24 protein-coding genes are annotated in these 26,677 nt (G+C 56.8%); 18 read left to right on the top strand and 6 right to left on the bottom strand.

The features are described from left to right. Positions 1-37 precede the first annotated feature (37 nt). Positions 38-2,479, top strand: a complete 2,442-nt coding sequence (locus AC2FNE_RS20735) for a N,N-dimethylformamidase beta subunit family domain-containing protein (protein ID WP_496714969.1) — start codon at positions 38-40, stop codon at positions 2,477-2,479. A gap of 295 nt (positions 2,480-2,774) precedes the next feature. Next, entirely contained in the window at positions 2,775-4,313 is a 1,539-nt protein-coding gene (locus AC2FNE_RS20730; protein ID WP_496714967.1) for a hypothetical protein, read from the top strand. Between the two features lie 244 nt (positions 4,314-4,557). Here the strand turns inward: AC2FNE_RS20730 and AC2FNE_RS20725 are convergent, their stop codons facing one another. Together AC2FNE_RS20725 and AC2FNE_RS20720 are read right to left on the bottom strand one after the other, a co-directional pair. After that, positions 4,558-4,809 carry a hypothetical protein gene (locus AC2FNE_RS20725; protein ID WP_496714965.1) on the bottom strand — a complete coding sequence of 84 codons (252 nt, stop codon included), beginning with the start codon at positions 4,807-4,809 and terminating at the stop codon, positions 4,558-4,560. Positions 4,810-4,898: 89 nt separating this feature from the next. Then, positions 4,899-5,339 carry a hypothetical protein gene (locus AC2FNE_RS20720; protein ID WP_496714963.1) on the bottom strand — a complete coding sequence of 147 codons (441 nt, stop codon included), beginning with the start codon at positions 5,337-5,339 and terminating at the stop codon, positions 4,899-4,901. 480 nt (positions 5,340-5,819) lie between these two features. On the opposite strand from AC2FNE_RS20720, the gene AC2FNE_RS20715 reads away from it, so the two are divergent. After that, complete coding sequence (locus AC2FNE_RS20715) at positions 5,820-7,742, top strand: DUF3604 domain-containing protein (RefSeq protein WP_496714961.1); 1,923 nt, start codon at positions 5,820-5,822, stop codon at positions 7,740-7,742. Between the two features lie 278 nt (positions 7,743-8,020). On the opposite strand, the gene AC2FNE_RS20710 is transcribed toward AC2FNE_RS20715, so the two are convergent. Continuing rightward, complete coding sequence (locus AC2FNE_RS20710; protein ID WP_496806176.1) at positions 8,021-8,305, bottom strand: hypothetical protein; 285 nt, start codon at positions 8,303-8,305, stop codon at positions 8,021-8,023. Between the two features lie 163 nt (positions 8,306-8,468). On the opposite strand from AC2FNE_RS20710, the gene AC2FNE_RS20705 reads away from it, so the two are divergent. The 15 genes from AC2FNE_RS20705 to AC2FNE_RS20635 all read left to right on the top strand — a co-directional run bounded on the left by AC2FNE_RS20705 (position 8,469) and on the right by AC2FNE_RS20635 (position 22,115). Next, positions 8,469-8,795 (top strand): hypothetical protein, encoded by a 327-nt coding sequence (locus tag AC2FNE_RS20705; protein WP_138162264.1) that lies wholly within the window; start codon positions 8,469-8,471, stop codon positions 8,793-8,795. A gap of 64 nt (positions 8,796-8,859) precedes the next feature. Continuing rightward, complete coding sequence (locus AC2FNE_RS20700) at positions 8,860-9,438, top strand: lytic transglycosylase domain-containing protein (protein ID WP_496714959.1); 579 nt, start codon at positions 8,860-8,862, stop codon at positions 9,436-9,438. Then, complete coding sequence (locus AC2FNE_RS20695; RefSeq protein ID WP_039004605.1) at positions 9,438-9,728, top strand: TrbC/VirB2 family type IV secretion system protein; 291 nt, start codon at positions 9,438-9,440, stop codon at positions 9,726-9,728. Before AC2FNE_RS20700 ends, AC2FNE_RS20695 begins: the two co-directional genes overlap by 1 nt. A gap of 7 nt (positions 9,729-9,735) precedes the next feature. Further along, entirely contained in the window at positions 9,736-10,014 is a 279-nt protein-coding gene (locus AC2FNE_RS20690) for a VirB3 family type IV secretion system protein (protein ID WP_024096577.1), read from the top strand. Continuing rightward, a complete protein-coding gene (locus AC2FNE_RS20685) occupies positions 10,004-12,370 on the top strand; it encodes a VirB4 family type IV secretion/conjugal transfer ATPase (protein WP_496714956.1) in 2,367 nt (788 codons plus the stop codon). The genes AC2FNE_RS20690 and AC2FNE_RS20685 overlap by 11 nt, the downstream gene beginning before the upstream one ends. Continuing rightward, entirely contained in the window at positions 12,363-12,521 is a 159-nt protein-coding gene (locus tag AC2FNE_RS20680; protein WP_496714955.1) for a hypothetical protein, read from the top strand. The genes AC2FNE_RS20685 and AC2FNE_RS20680 overlap by 8 nt, the downstream gene beginning before the upstream one ends. 46 nt (positions 12,522-12,567) lie before the next feature. Further along, entirely contained in the window at positions 12,568-13,662 is a 1,095-nt protein-coding gene (locus AC2FNE_RS20675; protein ID WP_496715284.1) for a lytic transglycosylase domain-containing protein, read from the top strand. Beyond that, positions 13,659-14,438: a type IV secretion system protein gene (locus AC2FNE_RS20670; RefSeq protein WP_496714953.1), complete on the top strand. Its 780-nt coding sequence runs from the start codon at positions 13,659-13,661 to the stop codon at positions 14,436-14,438. Before AC2FNE_RS20675 ends, AC2FNE_RS20670 begins: the two co-directional genes overlap by 4 nt. A gap of 4 nt (positions 14,439-14,442) precedes the next feature. Then, complete coding sequence (locus tag AC2FNE_RS20665; RefSeq protein WP_496714951.1) at positions 14,443-15,093, top strand: VirB8 family type IV secretion system protein; 651 nt, start codon at positions 14,443-14,445, stop codon at positions 15,091-15,093. 3 nt (positions 15,094-15,096) lie between these two features. Then, the gene (locus AC2FNE_RS20660) at positions 15,097-15,792 is read left to right on the top strand and encodes a TrbG/VirB9 family P-type conjugative transfer protein (protein WP_496714949.1); all 696 of its coding nucleotides are present in this window, start codon (positions 15,097-15,099) and stop codon (positions 15,790-15,792) included. Beyond that, positions 15,785-17,098 carry a TraB/TrbI/VirB10 family type IV secretion system protein gene (locus AC2FNE_RS20655; RefSeq protein WP_496714947.1) on the top strand — a complete coding sequence of 438 codons (1,314 nt, stop codon included), beginning with the start codon at positions 15,785-15,787 and terminating at the stop codon, positions 17,096-17,098. Before AC2FNE_RS20660 ends, AC2FNE_RS20655 begins: the two co-directional genes overlap by 8 nt. A gap of 2 nt (positions 17,099-17,100) precedes the next feature. Continuing rightward, the gene (locus tag AC2FNE_RS20650) at positions 17,101-18,108 is read left to right on the top strand and encodes an ATPase, T2SS/T4P/T4SS family (RefSeq protein WP_496714945.1); all 1,008 of its coding nucleotides are present in this window, start codon (positions 17,101-17,103) and stop codon (positions 18,106-18,108) included. Continuing rightward, positions 18,089-18,265, top strand: coding sequence for a DUF4177 domain-containing protein (locus tag AC2FNE_RS20645; protein WP_169730823.1), 177 nt, complete (start codon positions 18,089-18,091; stop codon positions 18,263-18,265). The genes AC2FNE_RS20650 and AC2FNE_RS20645 overlap by 20 nt, the downstream gene beginning before the upstream one ends. A gap of 20 nt (positions 18,266-18,285) precedes the next feature. After that, positions 18,286-19,284: a TrbL/VirB6 family protein gene (locus tag AC2FNE_RS20640; protein WP_496714944.1), complete on the top strand. Its 999-nt coding sequence runs from the start codon at positions 18,286-18,288 to the stop codon at positions 19,282-19,284. 368 nt (positions 19,285-19,652) lie between these two features. Beyond that, complete coding sequence (locus AC2FNE_RS20635) at positions 19,653-22,115, top strand: AAA family ATPase (RefSeq protein WP_496714942.1); 2,463 nt, start codon at positions 19,653-19,655, stop codon at positions 22,113-22,115. A gap of 78 nt (positions 22,116-22,193) precedes the next feature. Here the strand turns inward: AC2FNE_RS20635 and AC2FNE_RS20630 are convergent, their stop codons facing one another. The 3 genes from AC2FNE_RS20630 to AC2FNE_RS20620 are packed head-to-tail and all read right to left on the bottom strand — an operon-like array spanning position 22,194 to position 26,464. Further along, entirely contained in the window at positions 22,194-24,086 is a 1,893-nt protein-coding gene (locus AC2FNE_RS20630; protein WP_496714940.1) for a type IV secretory system conjugative DNA transfer family protein, read from the bottom strand. After that, positions 24,079-25,887 carry a relaxase/mobilization nuclease domain-containing protein gene (locus AC2FNE_RS20625; RefSeq protein WP_496714938.1) on the bottom strand — a complete coding sequence of 603 codons (1,809 nt, stop codon included), beginning with the start codon at positions 25,885-25,887 and terminating at the stop codon, positions 24,079-24,081. The genes AC2FNE_RS20630 and AC2FNE_RS20625 overlap by 8 nt, the downstream gene beginning before the upstream one ends. After that, on the bottom strand, positions 25,874-26,464 hold the full coding sequence (locus tag AC2FNE_RS20620) for a hypothetical protein (protein WP_496714936.1): 591 nt from the start codon (positions 26,462-26,464) through the stop codon (positions 25,874-25,876). Before AC2FNE_RS20620 ends, AC2FNE_RS20625 begins: the two co-directional genes overlap by 14 nt. Positions 26,465-26,677: the final 213 nt, after the last annotated feature.

The following is a 26,677-nucleotide window of genomic DNA, read 5'->3' as shown; positions in this document are numbered from 1 at the left end:
ACTCTGAAGTAAGGACGTCTGTCAGGGAGAGTATTTCATGCGAGCACGATTGGGATTTTTCAAGGCAACTCTTTGCGCCACAATACTCTTTGCATTCGCGTATGGCGCCGCCGCGCAAGACCGTAACATTGTTGGTTACGCGTCGCCCATGACAATCAGGCCCGGCGACACCGTCGAATTCATGGTCAGTACGATAGACGAGGATGCAGGATACACAACCGATCTCGTCAAGATCATCCAGGGCGACTCGCTCTCGGTCTACGGAGACGGGTTCGAAATGCAGCCAGTCGAGGCGTCTTTCGCGGGCGATTACTCGGGGATCGTCCAGGATCTGAACCTTGGATCCTACATTGATGTGGACCCGACCGCGCAGTTGGACGCGCTGGAAAGTTTTACGGTCGGCATGTGGATCTTTCCGACCTTCAATCCTGCGGAATACGAGGCACCGGATCTGGAGAACCCGGATCCTTTCAGCCCACCAACATTGAATATCGCCGCCGAGATTGGCTCGCAGACCCTGATATCCCGCTTTGACGGCACATCCGGTACTGGTTGGCAGGTCACCTTGGACCAGAACTACATACTCGGAATGACTGTCTCTAACGGATCTGAAACAGCGTCCGTGGAACTCGCTGAGCCCGCAAAGGAGTGGGATTGGGCCTATGTCCTTGCAAGCTATGATGCCGATACCGGGGTAGCGAGTATTCGACTGATAGAGCACCCATTTTCGCCCGGCGACCAGTTCACGGCACGAGATCTGTCAGCCAATGGTTCTGCGCCCCTGCCGCCGCAGGAAGGTGTTCTAAGGATTGGCGCCATTCGGAATGGTCTTGGTACCGCCATGTCCGTGCGCGACAAGCCTGCACAGGGATTCTTCGGGCGCGTACAGGATGTACGGATCGTAAGCCGCGCCTTGAGTGGCGATGCCGCTGAAGCTCTTGCCCAGGAGACGGCCCCTACCAGCCTCGCCGGGTCTCTTGTGCTCGACCTCGATTTCAGCCTCGAAATGACAACAGCGCGCGCGACGGATGTCTCCGGCAATGGCCATCACGGGACGATTGTCAATATTCCGGAGCGAGCCGTGCGAGGACGTTTCTGGAAGGAAGGCACGATTCACTGGTCCACCGATCCCACTGGTTATGACGCGATCCACCTGCATGGCGACGACCTCTACGACGCCGAGTGGAAGGCGGACTTCACCTATACCGTGCCGGAGAATCTTCCGAGCGGTATCTACGCCGCGCGCCTGACACGAGGCGACTTCTCGGACTATGTCGTGTTCTTTGTGGCAGCGCCTAAGAACGCGCCGAGGGCGAAGCTAGCCTTCTGGGCGTCGACCTACAACTACCTCGCCTATCAAAACATCTCGATCGGGGCGACGGCACCCGGCAACTATAAGAGCCACAATTTTAACGTGCCCGCGTACGACTTCCTGAAGGCAAACCCACGCTTCGCCACTGGTGGCGTCTATAATCAGCACGTGGACGGAACCTACTTCATCTGGGGCTCGCCTCACCGTCCCGACCTTCATATGAAGCCCGACGGGTTGGTTATCTACAATTTCTCCCAGGACACCCATGCAACGGCTTTTCTTGAACGTGAAGGTATCGCTTATGACGTCATCACGGACGAGTTGGTCGATCGAGAAGGCGCCGAGCTGCTCAGCAAGTATGACGTCGTCATTAGCTCCAGCCATCCTGAATACATTAGCGGCCCGATCTGGAGCGCCCTGTCCGACTACACGGCCCAAGGCGGACGCCTCATGTACTTGGGCGGCAATGGCTGGTTCTGGACCGGAGGGGAAGATCCGGCATTCCCCGACGCCTACGAAACCCGCAATTTCTCAGCCATCGGAGAGCGGATGCTAACCAACGGACAGGTCGGTGGATTGCAGGTCGAGACCGGCCGGCCACCAGGCCCGGTTGTCGGGCTGGAAATGGCCGCCATGATCTGGAACGGCGCAAGCGCTTTCGAGAAGCAGCCGGATGCAGAGAATCCGAGGGCTACCTGGATCTTCGATGGCACGAGTGAAGGCGGCACCTTCGGCGCCTACGGTATCGACCGAGTGCGCGGTGGCGCAGCAGGTTTTGAAACCGACAAGTTCAACCCAGACAACGGCACCCCGCGGCATGCGCTCCATCTGGCAACCAATACCGAGATGGCGAAGAAACTGGAAAATGTGAAGCTTGGGACCCTTCCGCTTTCGATCAGCTATGATCCGCCGACGCCCAACTGGGTCGGCGCCGACATCGTCTTTTTCGAGACACCGGAAGGCGGCGCGGTTTTCTCGGCAGGTTCTATTACTTGGATGAGTTCGACGCCCGAAAACGGGTATGACAATGACGTCGCGCAGATCACCCGCAATGTCATCACACGGTTCCTCGACCCGACCCCCTTTCCTGCAGTCCCCGCCGAAGAGGTCGATGACGTGAACCGGGTGCCATCCAACCCGGAATACGAACACGCAGACCAAAAATAATGATTTCCGGTGATGTTCTGAGGTGAGGGCAATTGGGTACCGGCTCGACGCGCATCAGTGTCCTCATCCGCGTCTTTTGAACGGTCAAACATAGCGATTGAAAGAATGACCGACCGAGCCCGAAATGGCCTTCAGTTTGTTTGTAACTGTTGCTGTCATTGTGAACTATCGAACTGAATCTGAAACGCCGATCTCAGGGATGGCGCTCTCATCCAAAAGGTTTTGTCTCCTTTGTTGCGCTATCCAGAGTATGCTACTTAGTTTTTCTGGCGCGGCTGATCCTAAGGTGTGACTCTTGCCCTTCGAAGTGAGTAAAGAAGAGATCCTGGAAGAACTGGAACGTATTGTTGGTTCGAGTGACTTCGCGGTTAGCAAACGCACCAGAACCTTTTTTGAGCATCTCGTCAGAAGTGAAATTGACGGTAAGGGTGAAGAGCTTCATGGCACTGCGTTGGCAATGGATGTGTTTGGAAGAGGCGTTGACTTTGATCCCAACAATGATCCCGTCGTGCGAACTGAAGCGGTAAAATTGCGAAAGGCGTTAAGTTACTATTATTTGACCTCAGGTAGCCAAGACAGGGTAGGAATAGCGGTTCCAAAAGGTCGGTATCGACCCACCTTTCGCATTCGAGAACCCCGGGCAACAGATACGAATTTGACTGATGAGCAAACGCCAAGGTTGCCCACGCTGGGCATCAGATCGTTCTCAGGATCAGAGTCTGTGCGCGCAGTCTTTTTTCGTGATGGTTTGCCGGAAGAAATCGCATTAGAACTCGCCCGTTTCGCTCATATTCGGGTGCTAACAGGGTTTCGGGCGGAAGACACAAAAACTGAAACCCATGATGGGGATAATTCGCTTGAGCGCTGCGACTATGTTCTGGGAGGGACGGTTCGCGAAGATGGCGAATGTTTGCGCGTAATTGTTCAATTGAAACGTCGAGAAACAGGTAACCTAGTCTGGTCGGAACGCAAAGACATCTATTTGAGCAACGCCAATGTTTTTAAAGCGCAAGAAGACATCGCAAAGCGCTGCGCGACCTACATTGCGGATGCATATGGGTTTGTTGCAACCGACGTTGGGAGGAATGCGCGAACGCGGCCTGCCTCTGATTCGAACGTGTATGAGGCTTTACTGGCATTCCACACCCACCTTCGCGCAAATAGGGTCAGCAGCTTGGCGCAAATGATGGAACTTTCGCAAGCTGCTGTCAGGGAGAACCCAACCAGTGGATTGGCGCATGCTCTTTTATCATTTGGATATGTTGAAGAGGTAGGCGTTGGACAAAAAAGATTGAAATCCATTGTCGAAGATGGCCGAATTCACGCAGAGAAAGCCTTGGCTTTTGAACCACAATGCCAGGAGGCTCTGATTGCCGCAGCCATTTATGCCCAATTGGATGAAGATAAATCTAAGTTTCTTCAACTAATTGATGCGGCAATACGGGCCAATCCAAATGGCAATCTACTGCTCGCTGTGGCTGGAGGGTGGATTGCATTTGTCGGCGATTTCCATAAAGGCGCGGAGTTGGTACGACAAGCGACAGATGCGAACCCCATGTTGCCAACTTGGACCAAGATTACCCTTTGCCTGGAAGACGTCGAGAAAGGAGACTTCAAAGCCGCAGTCAAAAAAGTACGCCAAATAAATGTGCGAGACTCTTTCCTTGATCGTTTGATTATTTCCGCGGTGTACAGCCTCGCCGGTGAAACAGGGCTAGCCCGGGCACAATTGCCTGAGATAAATGGCGACTTCACGATTGACGAATATTTAAGCGATCTACCCTTCGCACCCGGCGTTATTGAAATGATCCGCGCAGGGTTGAGGCGCCTTTGACTCGGTAGAGTTCTGGCCAATAACGGAAGAAGACAAAACTGCTGCTCTAAATATCGCAAAGTTGCGAGTAGCTGAAAGTATTGTTTATTTTTAGGCGCATATCGCGATTTACGAAGATTCAACCGCTTTGTATCTTCCGGAATCGTCCAGCAATCTGTAGCTAATCGTGACATTTGTGGCGTTTCTTGCGTGAGGTGGAAGACGTGTCTCGTATCACTTGGGCGAACCTTCGCAATCCTTTGAATTACCGCCGATATGAGTCCGGTTGGGTCTCTGTAAGTTTTTGAACATGCAGTGCATCGGCTTGCTGCTCAGCCGCATCGGAATAGAAGAAAAACTCATGGTGCACGCAGGCAAACCGCCCGTTGACCAGAAACTTTTCGTAAATTTGGCGGTGTAGATCACTAAGTTCGTCAGTCTCCTGGTAGAATTTAATTAGGTCTTTGGGTGGTATCGAAAGAACAATGTCCCAAGCTCGTGAGTCAGCGTTTTTCATTTTCTCCTCCATTCAACTTGTTAGCTGTAGAGCCCCTGAGACACCGGGTGCCTCTTATTGTGGCGACCCGGTGAGGGTCGCAAGCGGCATCACTGCTGCTTGCCGGTTTGGTTCGATAGGTTCTTGCGCCCAATACCAATCACTATGGATTGCTCTCTTTTGACTTGATCGACAGCGTCAGAAAGCAGGGAGTGTTCTGCGCTGCTTGCTGCAAGTAAGTAATCAGTGATTTCAGGCAGGACGTTATTCCACGTTGGACAAGCCAAAGCGAACTGAGCAAAAAAGTTTGCCGTGAATTTGAACAACCGCTCCGAACTCGTCGCATCGGATTCTCGTGCTGCCCAAAGTAAGGTTTCCCATAGTCCATTTTCGAAGGCGACCTGCGCTCGAGGAGCCTTTTGCAGGTCAATCTGAACTTGATGCTTTCTGGCAAGCAAAAGCTCAGACGTTCGCAAGACCAAATTGTGTGCCGCAGCCGTCGTGGCCGGGTATTGGTTTCGCAGCGTAGTTAGCAGATCAAATTGTGACATTTACTCTCTCCACCTTTCTCGTTTATGCAAAACGAAAATGTGAAGAGTTCACCGTTCTTTGGAGGTGTCCTACAGTAGTGCAACTGTTGTCGGATATTGGCTTCCATTATTTTTTAGGGGGAAACAGCAACTAAGTCCGCAAGCCGGTCGTAGTCAAGATTTGGGAGAGCAACCGCTTTTGGTGAGAGCGGTCGTTCCTGTTCGAAACTCTGAGTTTTCGGGGGTGAAAGTCCGCTCAAAGTCGCTAATCGGTCATCTGAGTAAATCCGTCAGGTGACTGCGTTGAGCCCTTTGCCGAAGTGAATAAGCTTCAAGAAAGGTCACCAGAAAACAGCCTCCGGTTTCCCTTTAGGGTGGTGCCGACGTCCGCTTTGGACGCAGGCGTCAAGCTGGACGTTTCCAAGAAATTCGGTTTCGTCGGTCACTTTGCGGCCGTTTCGTGATAGTATTTGCACGGAAACCAGCTTGGGGAGGTTCGCAATGAAATCGTTTCTTTCAATTACTACGGCACTTGGGGTCTTCAGCGCCGCTGCATTCGCATTCGAGCCGACGCCCGATGGTTCGAGCCTCAGCAAGGCTTTTCCCGGTAAGTCCTATTCCCCCTACGCCCAACGCGGGATACCCGACCGGCCTCTCTGGGGGGACACTCACTTACATACTTCCACTTCGTTTGACGCGGGCGCTTTTGGCAACCGACTGGACGCGCGCGCTGCGTACCGGTTCGCCAAGGGGCAGGAAGTGCAGGCGACGACGGGCTTCATGGCGAGGCTTTCGCGACCTCTCGATTTTCTCGTTGTCGCGGATCATTCCGACAACATGGGTCTGTTCGACATGATCTACGCGCAGGATCCGTCCATCATGTCGGATCCGGAAGGAAACCGCATCGCAACCATGGTAGCTAATGGCGGCGAAGAAGGGGTGGCGGCCGCTCTCGAACTCATCGACGCATATTCACGTGGTCAAGTCATATCACCAGTGCTTGCCGTCGAAGCCGGATCAAAACCATTCCGCTCTGTCTGGCAACGACAGATCGAGGCGGCCGAAGAAGCCTACGAGCCCGGTTTGTTTACCAGCTTCATCGGCTACGAGTGGACGTCGCTGATCCAAGGTGGAAACATGCATCGCGTCGTCATTTACCGCGACGGAGGCGAAAAGGCCGGCATGATGGATCCTTTCACAACCGAGGCGCCGCTTGGCTCCATCAATCCACGGGACCTCTGGGAATGGATGGCGAACTATGAGGATGTTTCCCGCGGGGACGTGCTTGCAATCGCGCATAACGGCAATCTCTCCAACGGCATCATGTTTCCCGAAACCGCTCAATTTGACGGCAGGGAACTGGATGCCGGGTACGCGCAGACCCGTGCGCAATGGGAACCGATGTACGAAGTCACACAGATCAAGGGGGACGGCGAGGCGCACCCGTTCCTAAGTCCGAACGACGAGTTCGCCGACTATGAAACCTGGGACAAGGGCAACCTGAACCTGTCGGAATTGAAGACCGACGACATGCTTGCCGGCGAGTACGCACGCGAGGCGCTGAAAACCGGGCTGCTGCTGGAAACGTCGCTCGGCACAAACCCCTACAAGTTCGGGATGGTCGGATCGACGGACAGCCATACGTCGCTCGCCACCGCGCAGGAGGATAACTTCTTTGGCAAGCACTCTGGTGCCGAGCCGAACCCACAAAGACCTGAACACGTGGTGGGTCAGTTCGGAGATGTGGCGCTCCTTGGCTGGGAAATGGTCGCATCCGGTCTTGCGGCGGTTTGGGCGAGTGAAAACACGCGCGAAGCGATCTTCGATGCGATGGAGCGCAAAGAAGTCTATGCAACGACGGGATCGCGCATAGGGGTTCGTTTTTTCGGCGGCTGGAACTACACGATGGATGACCTGACCTCTCGGACCCCTGCAACGGCAGGCTATGCCAAGGGCACTCCGATGGGCGGGGATCTTCCGCCGCCATCCGAAGGCTCGGAAGCGCCAACCTTCATGGTCTATGCGCTGAAGGATCCGATCGGCGGTAATTTGGATCGCATTCAGATGGTCAAGGGCTGGCTCGATGCCGACGGCGAGACACACGAACAAGTGTACGACGTTGTTTGGGCCGGCGACCGAGAGCCTGACACCGACGGTAAATTGCCGCCCATCGGTTCTACAGTCGACGTGGAGCGTGCTACATGGACGAACTCGATTGGGCAGGCGGAGATGGGCACAGTTTGGACAGACCCTGATTTTGATCCCTCTCAATCAGCTTTTTACTATGCTCGGGTTATTGAAATTCCAACCCCGCGCTGGACCGTTTATGACGCCTTCAGAATGGGCGCGACGCTGCCCGCCGAAGCTCCAACTGAGACGCAGGAACGAGCCTACACTTCACCAATCTGGTACACGCCCGGCTGAGCCCAACTTCTCGGTTAAGTGGTTCTACGGAACTGCCGGCATGGTGCTTATAAATATCACCAGTCGTCACCTGAAGAAGGGTGAGCTTAGGTAGTGGTATCGGGTCCTTGGCTCCAAAAAGTTGCAACATGCGGTTCAGAAAGCAGACATTTACTTCCTTCGAAAAAATGACTGCTTGCGCTTCTGTGCTGTCGACTGCCGGTCGGCAGGTTTGTCCGCATTGGCGACCTTCGCCACCATGATTGTGAGTGGCTGCTTTCGCGACGACGCAGCCACTCCTAACTACCACTCCTCAAAACTTCCAAAACGCGCGCATAGTCTTCGCTGACTGCCCGCACTTGCTCAAAAACCTCACGTCGCTCTTGGTCCTGGCACCGGAAGTACTGTTCGGCATCGTCAAAGTATGCCTCTGCGTCACGCCTCAACAGGTCAGCATATGCCCTGACATCATCGGGATCGGTGGGCATCCATGGCGGCACAGGCGGCAGGCAACTGCCCGCGATTGCGGCAGAACTCCAACTCAAAATAGCCAGTGCTGCCCATGTTTGTTTCAAAAGCGCCATATTATCTTGGCTCAGCCACTCCGTTGCAGTAAATTCGTTTCAACGCATGAAAGGTGCAATAAATCAAGATACACCTATTGATTGCAAGATTATAATATTGTATCGGTTGGGTAGTCCACGAAGGACTGCCGGGCCAATGCACAATTCTGTAAGGCTCGATCCTATGAATTTGATGCAAGACGCCCCCAATGTTGTCAGCGAAGACGGGCTGCGCACACTGCTTGCCGAAAGACATTCGGCGGATGTCGTGTGCCGAGTTACGCCCAAACGTACAGGTGCTCAGTGGTCCGGAGTTTGGACCGTGCATTGCGTCTCGCCAGATGGCGAGACGCGTCGCCTGCTTGTCACCGCGCGCAACAACATGGCCGCGCGAGAGTTCAAGACAATCAACGGCTTATCCAGCTTCCTTGCCGGGCTTGGCGTTTCAATCATTTCTATCCCGATGTTCGAAGGCAAGGTCGCCTCGCACACACTGGACGACTCGAGTTAAGGCACTTGCTGTCCTCGCAGCATTCCTTGCTACACCCGCCTATTCTGAAGGTTTCGTTCTTTCTATGTGGGCCGATGGCCAGCTGGAGACCAAGGCACCTCAATCAGGTTTTGCCCAAAACTATGTCGACGGGATTGGTGCAAACCCACCAGAGCTGATCGTTTTCGCAGCACCTGAGCCTGAGGTGCCGCGATCTGCACCCGCTCCGGCACTCCCTCGCCCTGAAATCCTCGCAGCTCTTGAAAGCACCGCGCATCGTTATGGCGGACACCCTGCCCTGCGCCGCGCCGGTCTGTCGGTGACGGAGTGGCAGGCGCTCTTTCAAGCCAATATCGAGATCGAAAGCGCCTATCGCCCGAATGCGCGCAGTTCCGCAGGTGCGATTGGCCTTGGACAGTTGATGCCCGCAACAGCCGCGCAGCTTGGCGTGGATCCGCATGACTGGCAGGCAAACCTCGATGGGTCCGCCCGCTACCTTCTGATGATGCTGGCGCAGTTTGGCACGCCCGAACTGGCGCTCGCTGCCTACAACGCGGGACCTGACGCGGCCGCGCGCTATGGCGGCATCCCTCCCTACCGAGAAACCCAAAATCACGTGCGCCGCGTCATGGCCGTGCGTGATCGACTGACTGGAGCCTCATGATGCACACACAAATCCGCATGATCCTTTCGCTGGCTCTGGCCAGTTTGATGATTGCCAATCCCGCATTGGCGCAGAGCATCGATCTCTCGCCGGTCCAGAACCTTCTGCAAGGCATCGTCGACACAATCACCGGCCCCTTGGGCATTGTCATCGGCACCTTGGCATTGATTGGTGTGTTTCTCTCTTGGCTCTTTGGCATTCTGGATTTCCGCCAGGCCCTCTGGGTGCTGGTTGCCATTGCAGGCATCGCAGCGGCACCCACCATCGTGACCGCCATCTGGGGCGCGTAAATCTGGTATGGCAACGCAAACCCGCCTCTTCCTGGGCCTGATCCGGCCACCAAAGCTCATCGGCTTGCCGATCATGTATGCCATGGTTTGGCTCTTCGGGTTTGTGTTGCTGTTTCTGTGGGTCCAGAGCTGGCCGGTAATCATTATCGCCGCTCTGGCCTATCCCGCGCTGTGGAAAGCGGCGGATTGGGATCCGGCCTTTCTTGAGGTGATGGTCACCGCGCTGCAGGAAACGCCGCCCACCCCGAACCGCAAGATCCATTCGGGGGACAGCTATGCTCCATGACCCTTCGGATGACCTTGCCATGTTGCCAGATTGGGCGCGCAAAGAGCGGCCGATGGCCAGCATGCTGCCCTATGTCAGCCTCGTGAATGACGTGACGATCCGCACGCGCGGCAATGCGCTGTTCCAGTGCATCCGCCTCGACGGGGTCAACAGCATGACCAGCGATGACGCGCATCTGGAAAAGATCCGCGCGCTCTTCGCGGCGATCATCGCGCAGATCGGGCCAGAGTACAGTTTCTACGTTCACAAGGCCTCAAAAGCGATCGAGACAGCCTTGCCACCGGTGTCCCACGAAGGTTTTGCGAAAGCGCTGGACGCCCGCTGGCAAACGGCGATGGCGCGGGCGGGTCTGAGGGACAAGACACTTACGCTCACGGTGCTGAAACGTCCTCCCCTCGGCGCGCGGCTGCGCCTGAAGCGCTCAGACTCGATAGCTCAGCTGAAAGATCAGACGGCCAAGCAGCTGCGCAAGCTCGAGGAGGTCGTCGGTTTTCTGCTGTCGTCATTTGCCGAAATGAACCCGCGCCTTCTTGGGGACGAAGGCGGCGAGCTGCTCGGGTTCCTCGGAGCGCTCAATATCGGCCAGGAGCGTCCGCTCTTCGCAAAATCCCGCTTTGGCGTCATTGCCGAGGATGTGGCCAACACGCGCGTCACGTTTCAGGGGCGAGGCTTTACGCTCGAGGATGGGACGGCGGGCGAGCGGTTTGGTACGAGCTTTGCGATCAAGACCTACCCAGCCAAAACCAGCTGTTCCATGTTCGATGAGCTGAACCTGCCCGTCGACATGGTGGTCACCCACTCCTTCACGCCGATCAATAGCAACATCATGGCCAGCCGGATCAAGCGCCAACGGCGTCTGATGAAGGCCAGTGATGATGGTGCGATTTCTCTTGCTGAAGAACTGGTAGACGCGCTGGACGATCTGGAATCCAAGCGCCTCAGCTTTGGCGATCATCACATGACGGTCACGGTTTTCGCCGAGACCGAGGAAAAGTTGGAAGCGATAGCCGCCGAAGTACGCAACATCGCAGCCAGTGAAGGCGTCAATCTGGTGAACGAAAGTTTTGCGGCTCGGACACATTATTTCGCGCAGCATCCGGGCAACGGACAGATGCGCAGCCGCAAGGCCGCCATCACCAACACGAACTTTGCCGATCTCGCGGCGCTACATCGCGGTCAACTGGGCAAGCCGGGTGATAGAGTGCCTTGGGGCAAGCCGATTACCCTCTTCCCGACACCTGAACGCTCGGGCTTCCTGTTCAACTATCATGAGACGGGTCAGCCTGACAAAGAACCGACTGGCGGGCACACCTTGATCCTCGGACGTCCTGGCTCAGGCAAGTCAGTGCTGTCGGCCTTCCTCATGACCCAAGCCCGTCGCTGCGACGCGCGCGTGTTCGTGTTCGACTATCGCGCAGGCATGGAAATGGCCGTGCGGGCCAATGGCGGGCGCTACAGCGCCATCAAGGCGGGTGAAGCAACCGGCCTGAACCCGTTGCGCACAGAAATTGACGGGCGCGGGCAAGCCTGGCTCTCCGATTGGCTGGCCACGCTGCTTCATCGCGCCGACAAACCCCTGAGCCCTGTTCAGATCAACCGCATCCAAGAGGTGGTGCGCCAAAACGCCGGGGCGAGCGATGCCGCCCTTCGCAACTGGCAGGATCTGGCCTCCCTCTTTGTGGCGGGGGCAGATGAAGGGGATCTGTTCGAACGGATACAGGAATGGACAGCTGATGGCCGCTACGGTTGGATTTTCGGGCAAAGCTCTGAGGATACCTTTTCGCTCGATGGTGATGTCGTGGGATTCGACCTGACCGGCATTCTCGACAGCGAGAGCGAGAAGGAACGCATGGCGGTCCTGTCCTACCTGTTTCGGCGGGTGGAGCGTGTGATCGAGGATCGCAAGCCGACGTTGATCATCATCGATGAGGCCTGGAAAGCACTCGACAATCCATATTTCGCAGACCGGCTGAGCAACTGGCTGGTCACGGCACGCAAACAGAACGCGGTTGTCGTGATGATGACCCAATACGCAAGCCAGCTTGAGAAAACCCGCACCGGCAAAACGATTGTCGAGGCTGTGCCAACGCAGCTCCTGCTTCCCAACATCCGCGCCTCGGCCAGTGATTACGCCATGTTGGGCCTTTCTGAAAAAGAGCTCGGCGTTCTGCTCAGCACGGGCAGCAACTCCCGTTTGGCGCTGGTGCGCGACGACCAAGGTTCGGTGGTGATCGACGCTGATCTAAGCGCGCTTGGCCCTTACCTCACGATCCTTGGCGGCATGGAAAAAGGCGAGGCGCTGGTCGGCGCGGATTATCGCCCAAACCCCGATTTTTGGAGACAGATTGATGCGTAGACTTTGCGTGCTGACCCTCGCCCTTTTGACCCTGACAGCCTGCGCAGAATACCGAACGTCCGAAGCCGAATGCTTCAACTCATTTGCCGAGGTCAGCCGCAGCAACTGCAACTTTGAGCTGCTCGGGCCGATTGGTGGTCTCAGTGAGTAAGTACCGCCTGCATATCCTTGCGGGCTTGGTGTGGTTCGCCGCGCCAATGGCCTTTGCCCAAGGTGTGCCCACGTTTGATGCGGGAATGTTCTTGCAGCGCGAGCGCGTGCTGCAGCTGGGAGAACAACATCTGGCGCTGCAGCGGGATCGGTTGACCAAAGAGGAAGAGCTTGAAGCGCTCGAGCAAGAACAACTCCAGGCGCTGGAAGACATCCTCGATGCCACGACGTTGGCCAGCGGAAATTCCGGCGCGCTGGTCGCGAGCTTGGAAGCTGGGTCATCACCTGAAAGCGCCGCAGACACACTCTATGGTTCGGTCGACCCGAACCCTGGCGCAGGCCAGATGTTCGGCGATGCCTCTGGCTCGATCGAAGAGCTGATCATTCGCGCGGCTCAGGAAACGCACCATATGTCCGGCGTGCGCGCAGCGGGCCTGTCGCCCAAGCAATGGCGCTGCCTGTTGCAAGCGCTGATCTGGCAGGAAAGCCGCTTCACCATCGGCGCGCGCTCCCCTGTCGGTGCATTTGGCCTGACCCAGATCATGCCCGGCACGGCGCAGGATCTGGGGATTTACCCGGCCTACTACGAAAACCCCTATATCCAGGTCACGGGCGGCGCGCGATATCTGGCGCAGATGCTGGCCATGTTTGATGGCAACATCATTCACGGCATGGCGGCCTACAATGCCGGTCCCGGCAATGTGCAGCGCTACGGCGGTGTGCCGCCCTTCGCTGAAACCCAACACTACGTTCAGGTGATCCCAGAGCGCTACAATCTCTACCTTGCCCGCGTTGGCGGCGTCGACGCGCTTGGCACCATTGATCCAGTTTTGCTCGCCAACTCCACCATGAGCCTCACCTCTTTCCGCGCAGGGGTCTATGGCGACTACTCACTGGTCTCGGTGCAAGCGGCCGCACTGCGCGTGCAGGACATCATAACCCGCATTGGTGAGACAGATGACATTCACGCGGCCATGTCGCTCAACACCTATGCGCGGGCGGAACTCGCTCGCCTGATCGCCATCCGCACGCGCCTCAAGGCCGCCCGTACCCGCCCGCTAAGCGCGGCAGAGCTGGCCATGGCGGCCGCGCAGGCGCGCGAACAAGACTTCATGCAATTCGATCTGGAGGCACTCCGATGATCCGCTTTTTTTCTGCCGTAGCCATCTGCGCGCTGTTGGTTGCTTCACCTGTGTCTGCCCAAGGTGTTCCGACTGTCGACACACGCAACATCGCCCAGGAAATTCGTCAGCTGCAGCAGATGATGGAGGATTTCGGGATCCAGACCGACCAGCTCGACACGCTTCTCGAACAGCTCGATCTGGTGCAGCAGCAACTCGACACGCTCAACGAGACCTACGCCGCCCTGACCGGAGCGACGGACGTCATCGAGATGGCCATGGGCGGCGACCTGGACGGCCTCCTAGACCAAGAATTTGGCGACCTCCTTGGCACCATACGGCAAATCCAAAGCGGCGATTTCAGCGGCCTGATCGGCAATGCAGCCCCTCAGATGGAAGGCCGCATGACACAAGCCTTGGAGGATGCAGGCTTTGACCAAGTCAGCCTTTCCGACATGGCCAGCAGCGGTAATCCGGGTGCGGAACGGATCGCCAGCCAAGCGGGCACCGGGGCGGTGATGTCAGCCGCCGCTGAGAACAGCTATGAAGAGGCCGCTCAGTCCCTGGAACGGGTCGAGCAGCTGGTCTCGCTGATCCCGGACATGGAAACGCTCAAGGAAGCCGTCGATCACAACACCCGCGTCACAGCCGAGCTGGCCATTGCTATGACGCGCATGTGGGAGCTCGAAGCCATTCAAACCGTCGGCGCGGGCCAATCCGGGGTGGTGGATGCCGCCACCCTGGCCGAAGAGCGCCGCTACATGGACTTTACCCTTCCAGACCTGCGTGCGGACTGAACCGATGAGCAGCGAGGCAGAAATCATCGAAGAAGAGCTCGTGTACGGCGCAAGACGACGCGAGCTCATGTGGCAGAAACTGGGGCTTACAGGCATGGCGTTTGGCATGGCAGGCTGCCTTGCCGCCGCCCTCGTGGCCCTACTCGACGTGGACCCGCCGCCCATGATCGTGCCCTATGATAGCGAAACCGGCATGGCCCTCCCCAATGCCGTGGTTGAAGCGGTCTCACTCACGGAACGCCCCGCTATTATTGAGGCACAGATCTATCGCTATGTCATCGATCGAGAGACATACAATCAGCTCGACAATGATATGCGTGTGCGGCGGGTCCTGGGCCAGTCGGACGGCGCGGCAGCTGCAGGGCTGCGCGCATTATGGACCAGCGGCCACGAAGCCTATCCGCCCGACAGCTACGGCACAGATGCGCGGCTCGATGTCGAGGTTCTGTCGATCACCCACATCAGCGCCAACCGTGCCCAGGTGCGTCTGCGCAAGCGCTTGAACTCGCCGCGCGGCACTCAAAACGGGCTCTTCACCGCAACCCTGATGTTTGAGTTTCGGCCCGAGAATAGCCGGTCGATCGATGATGTCTGGCAGAACCCTTTCGGCTTCACTGTCACCGAATACGCGATCCGCTCAGATCGTCTGGAGTAACCAATGCGCCGCCTATTCCTGATCCTCGCCCTGATTGTTCCGCTTGCTGGCACCGCCTATGCCGAAACGCAGCCGCGCCAAGGCCCCTTTGATGCCCGCGTCCGGCTGGCCACCTATCAGGATGGGCAGGTCTACCGTATCCGCACCAGCCTGACCCATGTAACCAGCATTGAGTTCGGCCAGGGTGAGACCATCCGCTCGATCATTGCAGGCGACACCAAAGGGTTCCTTTTGGACGGCGTGCCCGGTGGTCAGGCCTTCGCGATCAAGCCGGTTTCGCGCGGCGCGCATACCAACATCACCGTCTACACCAACCGGCGCAGCTATTATTTCAACGTCACTGAGGCGAGCTCGCCGACCTTCTACGTCATTCGATTCACCTATCCCGAGGCGGCCCCTCGGCAATCGCGTGTGGCAACAAACCAACCAGCAAACCACGCCTACGGCGTCAGCGCGCGATCCGAGATCACCCCGCGCGAGATTTGGGACGACGGCACCTTCACCTATTTCCGCTTTGCCGCAAACGCGCCGCTGCCCGCGATCTTTCGCTGGTCCGGCGGCAATGAGCGCAGCGTGAATGCGCTCGCGCGACCAGATGGCGTGATCCGCGTGTCAGGTGTCAGCGATCGATGGGTTCTCAGGCTCGGCGAGGACGAGATCTGCGTCCAAGAGATGAGCGAGGCAAGTCAGGATGAGTGAAACAGCCGAGCTTAAAAAGCGTCTCGAAGCGCTTGAAGACAAATCACAAAACTCCAAAGCACGTCCGTCTGTTGTTACGATCGCCTTGGGAATTGCGGCAATCACGGCCCTTGGCGGCCTCTTGCTGTTGTTCTCTGGCAGCTCTGAACCCGACAGCCTGGAAACCGCGTCCCCTGATGAGTTCCAAGCGGCCGGACCGGGCTTTGGTGCGCTCGAGCCCACGCCTGCACCAATTGACACATCCCCACCGCCAGAGCCGGAACCGGCCAGCGACACAGAAGAGCTGCGCGCGCAAATGGACGCTATGCGGTCCGAGCTTGAAGCGCTGCGCAACGCGCCAGCACCTGAGGCCCCTGCCGTCGACACGGAGGCGCTTGATACCTTAGGCGCAGAGATCGATGCCCTGCGCAGCGAGGCAGCAGCAACGCAAGCCGCCTTGCGCGAGGAGTTGGAAGAACGTGCCCGGCAAATCCAGCGACTGCAGAATGATCTGGAGCTTGCGCGCCTGGAAACTCCGCGCACGCCCGCACCAACCGGCCCCACGGCCGAAGAACTGCGCCTTCAGGAACTCGAGCGGCGGCGGCAAGCAGAACTTGAGGAACTCCAAGCCCGTATCGCCAGCCCAATCATCGCCTTTGGCGGCACCGGGGGCGGCAACAATGAAACCGCAGCACAGCAGCGGCGGCTTGATGGCGACACAGACTTTGTTCGCAATGGCGCTGAACCCGCTGAAGTGACGCAAGCCCAGTTGATCGTGAACCCGTCAAACACGGTCGTTCAGGGCACGATGATCCAGGCCGTGCTGGAGACAGCGATCGACAGCTCGCTCGCCGGTCAGGTCCGCGCAATGGTATCGGAAGATGTCCACGCCTATGACGGCACGCGGATCCTGATCCCGCGCGGCGCGCGTCTGATCGGGCGGTATCAATCTGGCCTCGACATAGCGCAGCGGCGCGTGACGATCGCCTGGGACCGGATCATTCTGCCCAGCAACCAGACTGTTGAAATCAGTGCCTTCGGTGGCGACGAACTGGGGCGGTCCGGCACAACTGGATTCGTCGACAGCCGTTTCGGCACGCGGTTTGGGTCAGCCGCCCTGATATCACTGATCGGAGCCTTGCCCGCCGTGGCCGCCCAAAACACCGAAGATGAGATTGCCTCGGATGTGCTCGAGGGCATTGGCCAAGACCTTCAGGGCAGTGCGCAAAGCGTGATCGGCGAATATTTATCTGTATCGCCCGTGATCTATGTCGATCAAGGTTCCCGTGTCACCGTTATGGTTGATCGCGATCTGGAGATTTTCTGATCATGGCGGCCAGCTACTTGCAAAGCTCGATGGACAAGATCCCTGAGGCGCGTGATCCAAAGCTGATCGAGCTTTGCATCAATCCTGACGGCACGTTGTGGGCCGAGTTTCAGGGGGATCACTTTATGCGGCGCGTCAGTCGACAGCTCTCGCAGAACGAGATCAAGGACCTAGGCAACCAGATTGCTTCCGCCGCGAACACCACGCTCAGCCGAACCAAACCCATTGTCTCGGTCAGCATCAGCTACCGCGACCGCCCCATCCGCGCGCAAGTCATCCAGCCTCCGGCCGTTGATGGCGGTTACGCGATTTCCTTGAGGTTCTTCGCTGACCTGCCGCTGGAAAAGATCAAGCTGTCCTATCTCTTCGGAAAAGAGCGCAGCAACGAGGGTGCAAGGCGCAAGCGCAACGCCGAGCTGCGCAATGTCGTGGCCACGGGTGATATCGACGCCGCGATCAAGTTCTGTGTGTTCCACAAGCTCAACATGATCGTCTCTGGCGGCACCTCGACCGGCAAAACCGTCACGGCGCGCAAGATCCTCTCCTTCGTTCCCTCTGACGAGCGCATCATTACCATCGAAGAAGCCGCCGAGCTACGCCCAACGCAGCCCAATGTCGTCACGCTGATGTCTGATCGCGATGAAGCTACGCGCAGCGCTGATGTCCTGCTGACGTCTACCCTCCGCATGCGACCGGACCGCATTGTCCTGGGCGAGGTGCGCGGCAAAGAGGCCATGACCTTCCTTGAGGCCATCAACACCGGGCATGGCGGCTCGCTGACCACACTGCACGCTGAAACCCCTCAGCTGGCCGTGCAGCGCCTCGCCATAGCCGCCCTGAAAACCGACGTGCCCATGACCTACCAGGACATGAACGACTACATCACCCGCTCGATCGATGTGATCATCCAGGCTGGTCGCCATGAAGGCGCACGCGGCATCACCGAATTCTACCTGCCGGTTGACCCGGCCCATTCAAAGGAAACAGCCCATGTTCGAATACAAGATTGAACAGATCAACACCGCCAAAACCAAGCCACCGAAGATCGAAGCGCAGTTGACGGCCCTTGGTCAGGATGGCTGGGAGCTGGTCTCAGTGGTACCGGATTTCGACGGCGAACATATTCTGAAGGCCTTCATGAAACGTCGCACCAGCGCGAGCGCCTAAAGCAGACCGAGGAAGATCCGATGGGCGTCGTCACCTGGATGGTAGAAACAACCGACAGCTTTCTGGAAGACGCGGCTCAAACCACCTTTGGCAACGTCGCCGGTCAGCTCGGCGGCGTCATTGCCTTGGCTTCGACGCTCGCGGTGATCGGCGTCTTCCTCAACATGGTGTTTCAGTACAAGTCCATGGATGGGCGAACTGCGTTCTGGTTCGCTCTCAAGCTCATGTTGATCTCCCTCTTTGCGATGAATTGGGTCCAATTCAACGCCGTGGCCAGCGCCCTGATCAACGGGCTCGACCAGCTCGGGGGCGGCATGGTGGCAGGACTTGGCGGCGGCGGCGCAGGTGCATCCTACTTTGCCGAAGCCTTTGACGATCTCATCGAGGAATTTGGTGATTATCTGAACGCGGCCGGTGACAACATGCATTGGATGGCCGGTGCCCTCATCGGTGCGATTGGCGCTTTCCTATTGGGCGTCATCGGCGCACTTTGCGGGCTTGTCCTGATCTTCGCCAAGATCATGCTGGCCTTTATGATCGGCATCGCCCCCATCATGATCGCACTTTCGCTTTTTGATGTAAGCAAGGACTATTTCCACCGCTGGCTGTCCAGCACGGTATCCTACGCGCTCTACCCCCTCGTAATCGCAGGAGTATTTTCCACGGTCGTAGGCATGTCCCGCTCGCTAATGACCGAACTCGGAGATCCCTCCGGTGCAAGCAACATCGGCGCGCTGGTGCCCTTCTTCATGATGATGTTCCTCGCAGGCGGCATGATAATCGCCACCCCACTGATCGTGCGCTCAATCTCAGGCAATTTTATGATGGCTGGACCGCCGAGCATTCCCGGTCCCGGCGGGTTCGCAAAGGGCTTGATTGGCACCAAAGGGTCACGGGCGCGGGCACGGTTTGGGACCAGGTCAAATGCTGAGATCGCTGGGGCTGGAATACGTCAGGCAGGTGGCGCGACCGTTTCGATGGTTCAGCGGGTAGCAGAACGGGCGAAGCGGCTGGAGTGAATCGGTCCTTTTCAAGCTGCTTCAAGTTAGAAAGGTATTGCTAGAAAGCCTGCCAAGACAGCGTCTTGCAATAAGCGCCATGCATCAGTCAAAGCTTTCGGATGGTGTCAGATTTCAAACTTTTCCAAACGAGACCCCTTACGAGAAACTTGCACTCAACCTATAGTAAATCAGGTTAAACAAGCTTGGTGTAAAATGGCGTCGCTTCAGGATTCAGTTGCAAACAAATTTCTCGAAACACTTTCAAATGATGAAAATTTTGACTCATCCAAAACAACGAAGCTTGAAGCGCTCCTGAAAGAAGGTCGAAAAATTAAGGCCGACGATCTGGCCGCGATTTTCACTCTTCCAGACGGAGGGGAAGTTCTGTGATCAAGATCGTTTCAGCACACATCGAAGAATTTCGTGGAATTCGTAAGTTGGACATCAACTTGGCCGAGAAGACCTTCGCGATATCCGGCCCGAACGGTTCGGGAAAAAGTGGCGTCATTGACGCCATCGAATTTGCGCTAACTGGTCAGATTGGAAGATTGACCGGAACCGGAACCAAAGGGCTGTCACTAGCAGATCATGGTCCTCATGTAGACCATATCAAATTCCCAGATGCAGCATTTGTAGAGCTGGAGGTATCCTTCCCGACACTTGGCAAAAAAGCCAAACTCACTCGCAAGGTTTCTGCCCCCAAGAAGCCAAGTATCGAACCGAACGATCCGGACATCGTGGAAATTTTGGACGAAGTTTCTCAGCATCCCGAAATCACTTTGGCGAGAAGAGAAATTCTGAAATTCATCTTGGTTGAACCAACGAAGCGATCGGCACAGATTCAAGAGATTCTAAAGATCGATGAGTTGGGTCAGACCCGTTCGGCACTGAACACAGCATACGGCAAGCTCAACCGGGCAGCGATTGCAGCGGAAAAAGATACGCAGGACAAAAGAGATACGCTGTTGCAGCACCTAGGCATCACGTCTTTGTCTGCAGCTGAAATGCTGGAAGCGATCAATGCAAAGCGCAAGCTGCTAGGACTGGAAATCCACGACGCAATGACGGCTGATACAATCATCGACCAGGGCTTGGCGGAACCTACCGGTGAACAATCGCTCAATAAATCCGCGGCACTGATCGAACTGGACAAGCTTAACAAGAAGATCGTCGAGCTTGGGCAATCTCCGTCTCCTGATGCTGAAGCTCTTATCGATCAGATCGAGCAACTCGAAAAGGACGCACGGCTCCTCGTTTCGTTGCAACAACGGGAGTTGGTGGAGAGTGGCTTGAAGCTGGTGGACGGCCCGTCATGTCCGATGTGCGATCATGAATGGCCCGATGAAGCACATCTTCTTTCGCACCTACATGCCAAACAACAGAAATCGCAAGCGGCAGGAGAGCTGAAGCAAAAGCTCATTGAGCATGCATCATCACTTTCGACGGAAGTGGGAAACTTGAAAGCGCTGCTGCTCGAAACTCACCGTATTGCCAAGATTGAGAGCGCAGTTGAAATGCTGTCCAGCGTCGTCGCATGGGGCAAAGACTTGGCGTTTTTTCAAGAGCAACTTAAGTCTTTCGCAACAATCTTGGAGTTGAAGGATCGCTTGGCCAGTGGATGGCCAGCCATTCCGGAAGGCTTTGGGGCCAAGCTGGCGGACTTTATGAGCGCTATTCGCGCGAAGCCTGATCAATCTGCTTCGTTGGCCGCACAGAGTTTTCTGATCAATGCTGAACAGCGGTTCAAGGACTACAAAGCAGCACGTCTCACCGAGACAGCTTCCAAAAAGGCTCGAGACGCCAGCAAAGTCGCATATGACGCTTGGTGCGCAGCGATGGAGTCGGAACTCGACGAGCTATACGAGGCCGTCGAAGATGATTTCAGCAAGTTTTATCGCCTCTTAAATGACGGCGATGAGCAAAAATTTGTCGCACGTTTTAAAGCAACTGAAGGGCGTCTCGATTTTGATGTGAATTTCTACGAGCGGGGACTTTTCCCACCAGGTGCTTTTCATAGCGAAGGTCACCAAGATGGCATGGGTGTATGCCTATACCTTGCATTGATGAAGCGGCTCTTGGGTGACCGTTTTACCGTCGCGCTGCTCGATGATGTTGTGATGTCTGTCGATGCAGACCATCGTTACCAATTTTGCAAACTTTTGATGGCAGAATTCCCAAACACGCAATTCGTGATTGCCACCCATGACAAAGTTTGGGCAGAGCAGATGCGTTCGGCAAAGCTGGTGACCCGAAAAACATCTATGGCCTTTGATAGTTGGTCTGTGGACACCGGTCCGTTGGTGGAATCGAACCCAGAAATTTGGGCGGAAATCGATACAGCTTTGGCTAAGGGTAAGGTCGAAGTTGCCGCTCCGATTTTGCGGCGTCACATGGAGTTTGTAGCCCGACTCCTTGCGGATCAACTGGGGGCGCAAACGGTCTTCAGAGCAGACAACAGCTACGATCTAGGGGGGCTATTACCGAGCGCTTTTTCTAGACTGTCAGATCTCCTAGGAAAAGCCATCGACTCGGCGCAATCCTGGGGCAACGAGGACCAAAAGTCCAAAGCGCAGGCTCGCAAGCAACGTCTCAAGGCAGCCAATACTCACAAGGGCGAGGAAGACTGGACCGTCAATAAGGCCGTACATTTCAACGAGTGGGCCAACTTTAGTCCCAACGACTTTATGCCTATTGTTAAGGCGTTCAAGGATCTGCTGGCATGCGCACAATGCGATGACTGCGGATCATGGCTGTATATTACTCCCAAAGGCACTGCACCAGAAGGGCTTCGGTGTTCATGCAACTCTGTTAACCTGAACCTTAAGAAAAAGCCTAAGATGCCGCTTTAGGGCCTGCGCGATGTGCATCTATTACGGCGAATTCTGATTGGAATATGCACCAAGAGAGGATGCTTCTGCCGCCTACACTCATCGGTCAGCCGCCCCCGCAATGAACCTCTCCACCCGATCTGTTCCCGCCTGATATTCGCCCCGACTAGGCTTGTTGCCTGACGTCACCTCCCGCTCTTCTCTGGCCAAATCATCGATCTCTTCACGTCGCTTCCCGCTACTTTCAGATCCCTCAGCAGGCATCACCTTCGGCACCTCAAGCGCCCCAATCTTCTCCTCCAGCGCTTTAATCTGCCCTTGCAGACCGCGCATCTGGTCCCCCGCTGAGGGAAATGGCAGATCGCCTGTCTGCTTGTCGAAGATCTGCTTAAAAAACCGATCCTCATAGTATTTGATCCGCTTGGCGCGCACGGGCATTTGCGCGTCGACCACCAGAACGATGTCATCAAGATCCATGCGCCGTGCCTCGTCCTCTGGTAGTAACGCGGTTTCTTCCGTTCGTTCAGACATGCTGCGCCCGGCGAAGGGGTTGCGGCCGACCGAGCGCGAGCGGGTCACAACGCGCTTGGTTGTTTTGCCGACGGCCTTGCTGAGCTCTTCGATGGTTTTCTCATCTGATGGGGTGAGATAGAGCTTGACGCCCGCGTTGCCTTGCAAGGCACGGCGGGCGTTTTCACCGTAAATTTCATCAAGCGCCGGAATTGTCTGAGTCACGATCGCGAGATTGGCGCGATATGATCGCAGCGTTTCGATACTATCGAGAACGATTGGCATTTTGCCCAGGCGGTTGAACTCATCGAGCATGATCATCACCGGCCAGGGTTCGTCCTTGCCAGGTTCATGGTCTTGCAGCGATGCCAGCAAGTCAGAGAAAAACAGGCGGATCAGCGGCGCGAGCGGTTTCACCATCAGAGGCTCGACCACGAGATAAACCGAAAGCGGCGTCTTTCGGATGTCGCGGAAGTCGAAGTCTGAGGTTGCGGTTGCACGGTCGATGGCGGGGTTGGACCATTGCTTGAGGCCAGATGTCATTAAGAGCGAAAGGTAAGAGGTCAGCGTGTCGTTGTTGGTCGAGGCCATACGCATGAAAATCAGCTTGGCGGCTGGGTTGACCACCTCGTCAGCGCGACGGCGATATTCCTTTTGCTTGTCACCGCCAGACGCGGTGATGCGGTAAATCTCACCCAGGGTCGGTCGCTTTCGTTCAAACGCCAAAAGCCCTGCCGCCACGAATAAGTCAATGCCGCCATCAAGGAGCCCCTGAACGCGATCGCTATCCGCTTGCAGGAACAGAGAGGCCAAAAGCTGCAGCTCCATCTGCTGGCGGTCGACGTTGTCCAGCCCCGAAATGCGCAGTAACGGATTGTACCGGTGCGAGCGGCCGTCCTTCCAATCAGTGGGTGCAAACCGAAAGACCTTGTCGCCCTGAGCTGCCCTGTGGCGCGCTGTCGCCTCGAAATTTTCGCCCTTCACGTCCAGCACCACGGCACTGCCTTGGTAAGTCAGAAGGTTCGGAATGACGAAACCCGTGGTCTTCCCGCGTCCGGTCGGGGCCACGATCAAAGCATGGGGAAAAACCTTGGACATGACAAAGGGTTTGCGGCTCTTGGGCTTTCCCATTTTGCCGAGGACAAAGCCGTGGCCAGGCTTGCCGAAGAAACCGTTTCGCTTCATCTCGGACATTTGCTGCCAGTGGGTTTCCCCAAATTTGGTCAGAGCATCGTTCATCAAGACCGCACTAAGCAAAACACCGGCACCAGTGCTGATCCCCACGATCAAGTGAACAATCTGCATGTCGGCTTGATGGGTCGTTCGGAGAACCCCATAGCTGCGTGCCAGCATCGAGAAATCGATATCCGCCCCGACCCCGAACCAGCGGAACGTCAGAAAGGCCGACGCCAGAACATACCCCAGCACCGCGCCAAGAAGGGCAAAGCTCATGACGCCGAGTGCGATCCGCGCCTTACCCATGCGTCACACCCTTTTCGCCATCGACATCGACGTGCCGCTCGCGTTGAACGTCGATTTCTTCATTGGCGATTTCATCGAGGACATGCTCCATCACCACGCTGTTCGCCAGAGCGGCATCGCTCTGCAGATAGGCCTTGGCCGCATAGAGCCGGTCCAAGCGGTCTTCGATATGTCCCTCCAGCGCGGTCTCATCGCCAATCGCCAAGTCCGGGGTGCTTTCTTCACCGACCAGTTCCTCCATCTCGGAGCGCAAGGTCTCGCGTTCCAGATCGCTGCGGAAAGGATCTGCAGTTGGGTCGCCCCTCATTCGGCTCAGGATATCAGCAGTGGCCGGCGGCAACCTGTCGACCATGCTTTCCTGCCGGTTAATCTCCACCATCCCGCTGTCTTTGAGAACCTCAGCATCGGCCAACAAGCGGCCCAGATCACTGTGCACCTGGTCAAGGCGGTCGATCGCTTTCTCGAGCTCATCGGCGCGTGACAGGTCAAAGCCGTCCTTCTGGGCAATCGCATTCAGATCCTGTCCAAGCCATTGCCGCTCGAGCGCGGCATTGCCCGCGCCGATTTCAACGCGGCGCGTCACCTCTTGCGCGTCAATTCCGGTGCCTTTCAAAGCCTGCTGAAGACGTTCGGAAAGAGCTGGATCCTGCCAAACGCCTTGGGCCTCGGCCCGTATATTCGCAGCGGAATAGATCCCACTTTGGGACGTGTCTTCGAGCAAGGTATGGGACTGCGTTCCCATTGGGCTCAGATGCGACAAAGAGCGATAGATGTCGTTCAGCTCATGCTCCAGCGCCGCGCGCCGCTCCACCGGGGCGTCCGCCACAATGCGTTCGGCTTGGTTGATCTTGTCGTGAAAGGCATCCACGACTTCATCAAACGAATGCTGTTCTTCGGCCATACCATATACCTTTCCATCTGCTTCAATTGGATTGCCTTGCGCCAAAAGCGTCGCGGCCTTGTCCAAGGCTGCTGCAATGTCATGCTGGTTCTCGCGAGAGGCCTCGGCGGCCAGGCCGCGATAAAGCCGCGCGTTCTGCGCCACCTCAGCCAAGGCACGGTCAAGCTCCGGCCCCACGCGCCCACGTTCGGTCAGCTTCTGCCCGTTGGCTTCTGCGCGACGTAGGTCCACGTCGCTTGGCCTCTTCGTCGTGATCCCACGCTCGAGCTTTCGGGTCGCCTCAAGGCGCAGCCCATAGCGGTCCGACACCTCCACCATCGCCTCGCGAAAACTGTCGTAGTTGAAGTGGTGCCCTTCTCTCAGAAAGAAGAATTCACCGTCCTTGCTGCGTCGGTTCAGGACGACATGGGCGTGCGGGTGGTCCCGGTCCTCATGCACGGCCACGATGTAGTCGAAGTGACTGCCTTCACCCTGAAAGAACCGCTCGCAGATCTCTCGCGTGATCTCGGCGACATCCTCGCCGCGCGTGCCAATTGGGAAGGCCATCAAGAGGTGCGAGGTATGTCCCAGTTTGGGATGGAACCCCTCATTCCATCGCGATGAAAACCGGCGCGTGACCTGTTCGATCTCTTTGGCTGACAGAACGCTTTGGCCGTCATAGGTGCCACGGCTGTCGATGATGAAGCTCGACTTGGTGGTCAGGTATTCCAGCTGGTTGCGCAGCTGCGTTTTGTTGTGCGTGCCGCCATCGCGAATGGCTTTGAAGATCGCGGGTGAATGCCCCATGGCGGCGCGCGCCATCTGCTTTGCGCGGGCGCGCGGGACGCTGCCGCGAATGCGGCTCCAGTCGCGATCAAAGAAGGCCTCCTGCGCGGCGGCAACGGCGCTATTCCGGGCCATCGGCAAAGCCTCCCAGAACGCGGGCAACCTCGCCAGACAGCGCGCTTCGGCGGCGCTGCGCCATGTCTTGGACCTGGTCCGCGATGTCGAAGATCAGCCCGGCCAAAGCGCGCACCTGACCATGGGCAGAATTGCCATAAGGCGGCGTCTTGCCCTGACGTTTTGCCTCGTTCAGACGCTGCGCGATCTGGTTGATGTTGTTGCCGGTGCGATTGAGCGAGGCCGAGAGCCCCTGCATCTGATTGGCCAGTTCATCGTCGGGAACAAAGAGATCGTTTGTGGCATGGATCAGCCGCCTCAGCCCCTCGGCGCGGTTGGTGATATCATGCCGCGTCAGCACCGCATCAAAGCTCGCAAGCTCCTTTGGCGTGAGCCGGACATTCACCAGTTCAGAGCGCACGCGCGCATCAAGCTTGCGGCTTTGATCGGCCTTCAACGTATAGAAGATGCTGCGGGTCGTTACCCCGAATTCACGGGCCAGATCCTCGATCGGCACCCCCTCGGCACGCTTGCGCACGATGGCAAAACGCTGGTTCTGCGTCAGTCGCTTGTGCCGTGGTGCGCGCGGTCGGCCCATGTGAAGTAATCACCCCTATTTCTTGCCAGCATCATACAGGCAGCACTGTTATGGCATTTCACCATAATTGATTCAATATTATAATATTGCATCAACTGCCTGTGAGAATCCCGGAGAGAAACTGGACAGCAGAATCGGTCGGATAATCTGACTGTCGCGGAGTAAAATTCCGCATCTTGCGCCCGAGGCAACGAGCTGAAGGCGAGGAGATGT

Source organism: Ruegeria sp. YKSD179 (genome assembly GCF_059612885.1).
The sequence above is the reverse complement of the archived record's forward strand: the minus strand, read 5'-3'. Positions and strand labels throughout refer to the sequence as shown.

Coding starts and splice junctions, on each gene's coding strand:
- AC2FNE_RS20620 (WP_496714936.1), bottom strand. CDS start 26,464: ATGGGCCGACCGCGCGCACCACGGCACAAGCGACTGACGCAGAACCAG.
- AC2FNE_RS20700 (WP_496714959.1), top strand. CDS start 8,860: ATGTGGGCCGATGGCCAGCTGGAGACCAAGGCACCTCAATCAGGTTTT.
- AC2FNE_RS20650 (WP_496714945.1), top strand. CDS start 17,101: ATGGCGGCCAGCTACTTGCAAAGCTCGATGGACAAGATCCCTGAGGCG.
- AC2FNE_RS20680 (WP_496714955.1), top strand. CDS start 12,363: ATGCGTAGACTTTGCGTGCTGACCCTCGCCCTTTTGACCCTGACAGCC.
- AC2FNE_RS20670 (WP_496714953.1), top strand. CDS start 13,659: ATGATCCGCTTTTTTTCTGCCGTAGCCATCTGCGCGCTGTTGGTTGCT.
- AC2FNE_RS20710 (WP_496806176.1), bottom strand. CDS start 8,305: ATGGCGCTTTTGAAACAAACATGGGCAGCACTGGCTATTTTGAGTTGG.
- AC2FNE_RS20685 (WP_496714956.1), top strand. CDS start 10,004: ATGCTCCATGACCCTTCGGATGACCTTGCCATGTTGCCAGATTGGGCG.
- AC2FNE_RS20735 (WP_496714969.1), top strand. CDS start 38: ATGCGAGCACGATTGGGATTTTTCAAGGCAACTCTTTGCGCCACAATA.
- AC2FNE_RS20725 (WP_496714965.1), bottom strand. CDS start 4,809: ATGAAAAACGCTGACTCACGAGCTTGGGACATTGTTCTTTCGATACCA.
- AC2FNE_RS20665 (WP_496714951.1), top strand. CDS start 14,443: ATGAGCAGCGAGGCAGAAATCATCGAAGAAGAGCTCGTGTACGGCGCA.
- AC2FNE_RS20705 (WP_138162264.1), top strand. CDS start 8,469: ATGAATTTGATGCAAGACGCCCCCAATGTTGTCAGCGAAGACGGGCTG.
- AC2FNE_RS20625 (WP_496714938.1), bottom strand. CDS start 25,887: ATGGCCCGGAATAGCGCCGTTGCCGCCGCGCAGGAGGCCTTCTTTGAT.
- AC2FNE_RS20690 (WP_024096577.1), top strand. CDS start 9,736: ATGGCAACGCAAACCCGCCTCTTCCTGGGCCTGATCCGGCCACCAAAG.
- AC2FNE_RS20715 (WP_496714961.1), top strand. CDS start 5,820: ATGAAATCGTTTCTTTCAATTACTACGGCACTTGGGGTCTTCAGCGCC.
- AC2FNE_RS20655 (WP_496714947.1), top strand. CDS start 15,785: ATGAGTGAAACAGCCGAGCTTAAAAAGCGTCTCGAAGCGCTTGAAGAC.
- AC2FNE_RS20660 (WP_496714949.1), top strand. CDS start 15,097: ATGCGCCGCCTATTCCTGATCCTCGCCCTGATTGTTCCGCTTGCTGGC.
- AC2FNE_RS20630 (WP_496714940.1), bottom strand. CDS start 24,086: ATGGGTAAGGCGCGGATCGCACTCGGCGTCATGAGCTTTGCCCTTCTT.
- AC2FNE_RS20695 (WP_039004605.1), top strand. CDS start 9,438: ATGCACACACAAATCCGCATGATCCTTTCGCTGGCTCTGGCCAGTTTG.
- AC2FNE_RS20645 (WP_169730823.1), top strand. CDS start 18,089: ATGTTCGAATACAAGATTGAACAGATCAACACCGCCAAAACCAAGCCA.
- AC2FNE_RS20720 (WP_496714963.1), bottom strand. CDS start 5,339: ATGTCACAATTTGATCTGCTAACTACGCTGCGAAACCAATACCCGGCC.
- AC2FNE_RS20675 (WP_496715284.1), top strand. CDS start 12,568: ATGGCCTTTGCCCAAGGTGTGCCCACGTTTGATGCGGGAATGTTCTTG.
- AC2FNE_RS20640 (WP_496714944.1), top strand. CDS start 18,286: ATGGGCGTCGTCACCTGGATGGTAGAAACAACCGACAGCTTTCTGGAA.